The sequence below is a fragment of the Planctomycetota bacterium genome, assembly GCA_026387035.1.
GTDB lineage: Bacteria > Planctomycetota > Phycisphaerae > FEN-1346 > FEN-1346 > JAPLMM01.
The window spans coordinates 1-7,155 of record JAPLMM010000058.1 but is presented as its reverse complement, the minus strand read 5'-3'; the positions used below and the strand labels follow the sequence as shown (position 1 = coordinate 7,155).

The 7,155-nt window shown below is 66.8% G+C and carries 7 protein-coding genes; 4 read left to right on the top strand and 3 right to left on the bottom strand.

Annotated elements, in window-relative coordinates:
- Both argH and NTX40_01770 read left to right on the top strand, forming a co-directional pair.
- Window positions 1–1,126 (top strand): argininosuccinate lyase (gene argH / locus NTX40_01775; protein ID MCX5647813.1); only part of this gene is annotated, 1,126 nt, incomplete at its 5' end.
- A 137-nt stretch (window positions 1,127–1,263) separates the two neighbouring features.
- Window positions 1,264–1,872 carry a hypothetical protein gene (locus tag NTX40_01770; protein ID MCX5647812.1) on the top strand — a complete coding sequence of 203 codons (609 nt, stop codon included), beginning with the start codon at window positions 1,264–1,266 and terminating at the stop codon, window positions 1,870–1,872.
- A 116-nt stretch (window positions 1,873–1,988) separates the two neighbouring features.
- Here NTX40_01770 and tilS read toward each other — a convergent pair whose 3' ends face one another.
- The gene (gene tilS / locus NTX40_01765; GenBank protein ID MCX5647811.1) at window positions 1,989–3,086 is read right to left on the bottom strand and encodes a tRNA lysidine(34) synthetase TilS; all 1,098 of its coding nucleotides are present in this window, start codon (window positions 3,084–3,086) and stop codon (window positions 1,989–1,991) included.
- A 319-nt stretch (window positions 3,087–3,405) separates the two neighbouring features.
- Between tilS and NTX40_01760 the strand changes: the two genes are divergently transcribed.
- Window positions 3,406–4,248: a hypothetical protein gene (locus NTX40_01760; protein ID MCX5647810.1), complete on the top strand. Its 843-nt coding sequence runs from the start codon at window positions 3,406–3,408 to the stop codon at window positions 4,246–4,248.
- Window positions 4,249–4,258: 10 nt separating this feature from the next.
- Entirely contained in the window at window positions 4,259–4,753 is a 495-nt protein-coding gene (locus NTX40_01755; protein ID MCX5647809.1) for a DUF2752 domain-containing protein, read from the top strand.
- Window positions 4,754–4,933: 180 nt separating this feature from the next.
- Here NTX40_01755 and NTX40_01750 read toward each other — a convergent pair whose 3' ends face one another.
- Complete coding sequence (locus NTX40_01750; protein ID MCX5647808.1) at window positions 4,934–6,094, bottom strand: LptF/LptG family permease; 1,161 nt, start codon at window positions 6,092–6,094, stop codon at window positions 4,934–4,936.
- Window positions 6,091–7,155: LptF/LptG family permease (locus NTX40_01745; GenBank protein ID MCX5647807.1), on the bottom strand; the 1,065-nt coding region annotated here is incomplete at its 5' end. The genes NTX40_01745 and NTX40_01750, both read right to left, overlap by 4 nt.

The window sequence follows — 7,155 nt, the reverse complement described above, 5'->3', positions numbered from 1 at the left end:
GTTCGCCATCCGCCCCGACCAGGAGGACGTGCACACGGCCGTCGAGGAGTGCCTCACGAAGAAGCTCGGCGACCTCGGCAAGAAGCTCCACACCGGCCGCAGCCGCAATGACCAGGTGCTGCTGGACCTGCGCCTCTACGGCAAGGAGCGGCTGCACGCCCTGGCGGAGCGGGCGATCGCCCTTGTGCGGGCCTTGGCCGCCTTCGCCCGGCGGCACGAGTTCGTTCCCATGCCGGGCCGCACGCATATGCAAATCGCCATGCCTTCGAGCCTGGGCCTCTGGGCGGGGGCGTGGGCCGAATCGCTCCTCGACGACCTGGAACTCGCGAAGGCCGCCCACGCGCTGGCGGACCAGTCGCCACTCGGGTCGGGCGCGGCCTACGGGTCGGCCCTGCCGCTGGACCGGCAGTTGGTGGCGGACCTCCTGGGGTTCGCGCGGGTCCAGAACAACGTCCTGTACTGCGCGAACTCGCGCGGAAAGGCGGAACTCGCGGCCCTGGCGGCCTGCACGCAGGTCATGGTCGACCTCTCGCGCATGGCCACGGACCTCATGATCGGCTCGATGCCGGAGTTCGGCTACTTCCGCATCCCGAAGGAACTCTGCACCGGCTCGTCGATGATGCCGCAGAAGCGGAACCCCTGCGGCCTGGAACTCGTGCGCGCCAGGGCCGCCGCCGTCATGGGCTGGCATGAGCAGGTCGCCGCCGTCCTCAAGGCGCTCCCCTCGGGCTACAACCGCGACTTCCAGGAGACCAAGGGGCCGTTCATGCGCGGCGTCGAGGCGACGCTGGGCAGTTTGCGGATCATGGCCATCACGTTCGAGCGGCTCGAGGTCGTCGAGGAGAACCTGCGCAAAGGGTTCATCCCCGAGATCTACGCGACGGACCGCGCCCTGGAACTCGTGGGCGAAGGGATGCCGTTCCGCGACGCGTACCGCGAGGTCGCCGCCCACCTGGACGAACTGGCTTCGCGCGACCCGGTCGAGAATCTCAAATCGAAAACCCTCCAAGGCGGCCCCGGGAACCTGGGCCTGAAGGAACTCGGCAAGCGCGCCGACGCCGCCGAAAAATGGCTCAAGACGGTCCGCGACCCGTTCCGCCGCGCGCTCGACGCGATCCTTGCATAGCCGCGGGCGTCATGCATGTTTAGCCGCGACCCGACCTGTCCGCCATAGCCCGAAGGGCGACGGCGGAAGGGGAGCAGTGGGTTTTCAACGCAGAGGACGCAAAGAGCGCAGAGAACAGCAGAGACGGGGGAACGGCAATGCGAAGGCGGGCGTGGTGCGTCGTCGCGGCAGTGCCCCTGGTGGGCGGCGCGATCGTCCTGGGCGTGATGGCGGTCGCGGCATGGCGGGACCGCGCCGCCGAGCGGGAACGGATCACGCGCGAGTACCGCGAAATCGCCGAGACGGGCCGCGGTGCGAAGTATGCGCCGTACGACATTCCAGGCGAAGGCTTCAAGCGGTGTCTGGAGGCCATCAGGTCCGCCGGCCGGAGCGACTGGCTTTTCGTCTCAGTCGCACCGGAGTACGAGATCCTCCTCCTCCGCGCCGACGAGGGGGAAGATCGCGGCCTGTGGCACGTATCGCCGAACGTGTTGCGCGTCGCGCGGCCGGTCATCGACGTTTCTGAAGGACTCAACGAGCAGGAAGCGGCGCTGCTCCACCACTACTATGCGTCTGTGTGGATCAAGGATCACGCAAAGGCCCGCGTGGCCGTGAATCTGCTCTGGGTTGGCTCGCTCGCCCGGCACGCGGACGGCACGTGGTCCGTCGAGTCGGGCATGTCCCTGATCGCCGGTCCAGGCCTGAAAAGCCACATCGCCGCCGACGGTTCGCTTATCGACCTCAAGCCCGTTTTCAGCCCGGATTAGTGCTGCGGTGCGGCGTGCATGGGCGAAATCGTATCGGCCGTAGTGGACGCGATAGGCGCAAAGAGGGCTTCTGGTAATCGCTGTCGGTTCTCTGCGCTCTCCGCGCTCTCTGCGGTTCAATCACCTGTTCCCTTGCCGCGCGGGCCGATGCGGATGGCGCGGCGGCGGCGGGTGGCCGAGAGGCCGCCCGGTAACTCGACGGGCCCCGCGACGCTCTTGGCCAGCAGTGCCTCGACGGCCGCGCGCGTCCGTTCGGCACTCATGTGTTTCAACCCCCCGCCCAGGCGCTCGACCGCCCGCCGCAGGATCGCCCCCTGGAGCCAGGGCCGAAGGAGCGCAAAATCGGCGGCACGGCGAGATTCTTCGGTCGCCGCGGCGACCTCAGAATGACAATCGGTGGTTGGTGTTTCGCGGACGGTCTGGCGCCAAACCGCCTCGACGGCATCCTGGAGGACGTCGGCGGCGTCGGCGGCCTGGTCCGCCAGGCGCAGGAGCGCCTCGTCCACCTTCGGATTGGCCGCTTCGCGAAGGAGCGGCAGGACCTCGCGGCGAAGGCGGTTGCGCGCAAACGCCGGGTCCTCGTTCGTTTCATCCTCGCGCCATGCCTGGCCGCGCGCCTCGAGAAAGGCCCGGACCTCGGCGCGCGAAAGGTCCACGAGCGGACGGATGATCTCGATGGCCTCGTCTGGTGCAAGCGGCGCGCGGGGCCCGAGGGCCGCGAGGCCCTCGATGCCCGTCCCGCGCAGGATGTTGAAGAGGACGGTCTCGGCGCGGTCGTCGGCCGTGTGGCCGAGAGCGACCTTGCGAGCGCCCGCTCGGCGAGCGGCGTCGATGAGGAACCGCCGGCGGGCGTTGCGGGCGGCCTCTTCGACGCCGACGCTGTCGCGCGCGGCAAGGGCCAGTACGTCGAGGCGCTGCGTGATGCAGGGCAGGCCGAGGCGTTTGGCGAGGTTCTCAACGAATGATTGGTCCTCGTCGGCCGTGGTTTCCCGGAGGCCGTGGTGCAGATGCGCGACGGTGAGGGCGACGGCGAGACCAGAGCGTCCGAGGTCGTGGAGCGCAAGGACCAGGGCGACCGAATCCGCGCCGCCGCTTACGCCGACGACCACGGGCTCCGGCTTGTCGTGCGCTCCGGCCTCCGGCGCCAGCAGACCGTGGGCGCGGATGCAGGCGCCCACGCGGGCGACGAACTTGCTCGGGTCATCCGTTTTCATCGGCGACCATTATACCGCCGGGGGGCAGAGGAGGTGGCCGCATTTCGTGGCGCCTTGTCGAGGCCGCTTTCAAATCTGTGTGGCACGGCGGGCCTTGCCCCGCCGTGCGCCCCGCACGGCCGGACGAGACCGGCCGTGCCACACGAGGCATGTGTTGCGCCTTCGGCAGGTGCCAGAAAATCCTGGCGCGCCCACAGGGCGGAGGGACGCGGAAACTCGTTGACGCCTACGGTGAGTGGGTGTAGTCTCGCGGTGCCGCTTGTGAGCGGCAGAAGGGTGGCACGTCGGGTTTCTTTCGGAACGCAGCAAGGAGACGGCGATGAGTCAAGACACGTCATGGGAGATGCGGCAAGGTCTGCCCGGTGAGGGGCGCCTGGGCGTGATCGATGCCTATCGTCTGGGTTGGCGGTTTATGAAGAAGGACTTCTGGCAGCACTGGCTGCTGGCGTTTGTGTTTCTGCTTCTTCTGATGGCCTCCGGGTTTGTGCCGTTCGGCCAGTTCATTGCGGGGCCGCCGCTGGCGGCGGGGTTCCTGTACGTGCTGATGCAGCGAATCGATGGCCGCGCGTTGGGCGTCGGCGGCTTGTTCGAAGGGTTCAAGCAACGTTTCGCTCAGTCCATCGTGTCGCTCCTCCCCGTTCTCGGCGTGTGGTTTGTTCTGGGAATTATCTACATGGTGGCGTATTTCGTCTTGGTGCTTCCGATCTTTATGTCCGCCGGTTCGGATAAGCCTATGGACGTGGAAGCATTCTTGAGCGTTTTTATTCCGTTCATGGTGGTTGTCAACATTGTCTCCATTTTGGTGAATGTGTTCTTACTGTTTTTCATTTTTGCCCCGCTTGCCGTCTGGGATTGCCCGCAGTCGGGGTGGGAAGCCGCCAAGATGTCTATGCGGATGGTCCGCGAGCGTTTCTGGTCGGTTCTGGGTTTCGGGGTGCTGGGCTGGCTCATCGGGTGGCTTTTCTCGCTGGGGATAATCGCCTGCTACATCGGCATTTTCTTCACCGCACCGATCGCCATGCTCTGGTTCGGCAGCGCCCTTGTCTACCTGTACCGTTCGTGGACGGGTCGGCCGCTGGTTCAGCCGATCGCTGCGGGCGGACCGGTCATCGAAGGCGGGCCGATTCCGCCGACCGACATCCAGCCGCCGGCGTACTCGTAAGGGTCCGGCGATGGTGGAGCGCGCGAGCCGCACCGTGCCGACCGCCGACCGGATTTTTCACGGCATCGTTGCGGCCCTGCTGACGGCGGCGTTTGCGGTCAGCATCCTCCAGATCGGGTTCTGGGACTCCGGGGCGCCCGACGACGACCCCGCGGGTTCCATCTGTATGCTTCGCCGGGCGACGGGCCTCCCGTGCCCCACGTGCGGTCTGACGCGGGCGTTCTACGCCATGGGGCGCGGGGCGGTCGGTGAAGCGTTCGAGGAACATCCCCTCGGGCCGCTCGTCTTCGTCCTCTTCGGCGTCGTGTGGGTCCGTTCGGCGGGCATTTTTCTGGCCGACCGGGCGTGGTTGAACGTTGCCGCCCGTGTCCTGACGTGGTCGCTTCCGTTCATCGCGGGGGCGGCGCTCATCCTGTGGGCCGTCCGGCTGGGATGGATGTTCCGGAGCGGGGCGGCGTCGTCGGCGTGGCACGCGTCGCTGCTGGGGCGGCTTCTCGGCCCCTAGTTCTACAACGCTATCTCAACGCAGAGAGCGCAGAGAACGCAGAGGGAGGATGGAGTAACAACAGCAAGGCAATTTCCACCAGCGGCTCACAAAGCATGTTGTTTGCCGTTCCCCTATCTTTGCAGTCCTCTGCGTTCTCGGCCCCGGCGCGCCGGGGTTGAAGAAAACGGCGTAGTAGTACTAGGTGCGCAGGGATTCCATTGAGAGGATGCTGGCCGGCAGCACCACGAAGATGGGGAGCCACGCGGCCTGGAGCGGGCTGAGGTGGCCGGCGTTGCCGAAGGCCGTCGAAACGAACGAGAGGACGTACACGCCGATGAACAGAACCACCGCGATGCCGATGCTGGCGAAGTAGTTGCGTTCCTCGCGTCCGGCGACGAACGGGAGGCCCAACAGAAGGACCAGGAGGTTCAGGATGGGCATCGTCACGTGTTGGTGCATGGCGACCTGGAGTTGCCGGCGGTTGCCTCGCATCGGATCGTCCGCGAGGGTCTTGAGTTCTCCGTATCCCATGTAGCGGTGGAAGTCGCTGGCGCGGTGGCGCAGGATTTCCTCGGGCCCGACGTTCGTGGCATAGAAGGGGTAAGGGTCGCCCTCGGGACCGGCGGGGAGGCGGTCCGGGGCGCCGGCTTCCTCGGTGGGCGGCAGTTTGATCCCGCCCGTCAGGTCCCATCCGCACTTCTTGGGGTTCCAGACGGCGCGTTTGGCTTCGATGGTGCCGCGGGCCTTGTACTTTGAGTCCCGCAGGAAGATGCGCACGCGGGCCACGAAGACTATGTTGTTGGTGCCCGGGACGGCCCGCGGTTCGGCCAGCATCTCGCGGGTCTTTGGGTCGTACAGCGGCGCATAGAGGATGTTGTTGTGCTCGTCGCGGATGAAGTCAACCGGGAAGCGGTCCTGGAGGGTCAGGTCGTCCGGGTCGCGCGCCAATTGGGCCGCAATCCCCGGAATGATGCCTTCCTGGTTGACGATGTAGAAGGCGTCGACGGCCAGGGCGACCAGGATCATCGGCCACATGACGCGGTAGAGGCTCACCCCTGCAGCCTTGATGCCCGTGAGTTCCCGCCCGCGGTTCAGGCGCACGAGCGCCGCCGCCGCCGCCACCAGCAGCGACGGCGCAGCCAGCCACTGGAAGAACTCGAACGTCTTGTAAAAGTAGTAGTTTGCCATGTTGCCGAGGATGGTCCAGAAGCCCGCCGGCTGGGCCCCGCCCGCGCTTTTGAAGAACTCGTTCACGTTGAAGAACTGGTCCAGGATGACGGCCAGGCCCATCAGCGCGGCGAAGACGATCACCAGGGAGAAGACATACGTGCGGACGATGTAGCGGTCGAGGATTTTCATCCAGCCCGTCCTCGAAACAGGTCCCGGACCCGCGTCGCCGCGAGGCGTGCCCGCGTCGGCCTCATCCACCCCCACACGAGGTGCGCCAGGACGCCGGCGGCCAGAAGCAGCATCAGGAAGTTGGGCGTCCAGATGAGATACAAGGCGTCCTGGGCGTGCTCCAGTTGGTCCGCCACCGCTTCCTTCGCCCGCATCGTCAGCAGGGTGGTGCCCAACCAGGGCGCCAGCGCCACCCCGAACGCCGTCAGCAGGTGGCCGCTGTGAAACAGAATCCCCAGGCCGGCGCCGAGGAGCACCAGACCGAAGCACCCGACGGCGGCGGCCATCCGGCCGTGCATCTCCGCCAGCGCCCGGGCCCGGATCCTGTCCTTCTCGCGCTGGATGGCTTCCGGCGACGCCTCGCCCTCCTTCAGGTCCTTCAGAACCTGGGAGAACTGCTCCGGATGCTGCTGCGCCGCCAGAAGGTGCCACAGGCTCAGGTTCTTGATGTCGCGGGGCACCTCGGTCGGCAGCGTCAGGCCGACGATGTGCGTCCCCCGGTTCTCCTCGCGCCCGTTCTCCTGGATCACCTGGGCATCCGACAAAAAGAGCGACACACTGTGTCTCTTCCGGTCGAACTCCACGCGCCCGTACGGCGCGTAGGCATACGTTTGCCCCTGGCTGCCGCGGTACTTCAGCGCCGGGCCGTACAGCATGTCGCCGACCACCCGGTCCACGCTCATTTCGAAGCCCGCGTCCTTGACCTTGATCTTGCCGGTGCTCGACAACCGCGTGAAGAACAGGCGCTCCACGTCGGCCAGGGAGAGTCTCTTGGCGGCGTACCCGCTCTCCGGGAGCGGCCAGACGGCCAGGAACAGGTTCGTCGCCGCCGTCATGACCGCCAGCAGAACCGCCGGCCAGAGCAGGCTTGAAACCGGCACGCCGCTCGCCTGGCAGGCCATGACCTCGTTGTCCGCCGCCAGCCGCCCATACACGAGCGTGGTCGCCAGCACCGCGGCCAGCCCCATTGCGATGTAGGCCGCCCCCGGTATCGAGAGGCCCACGTAGAGCAGGGAAGTCAC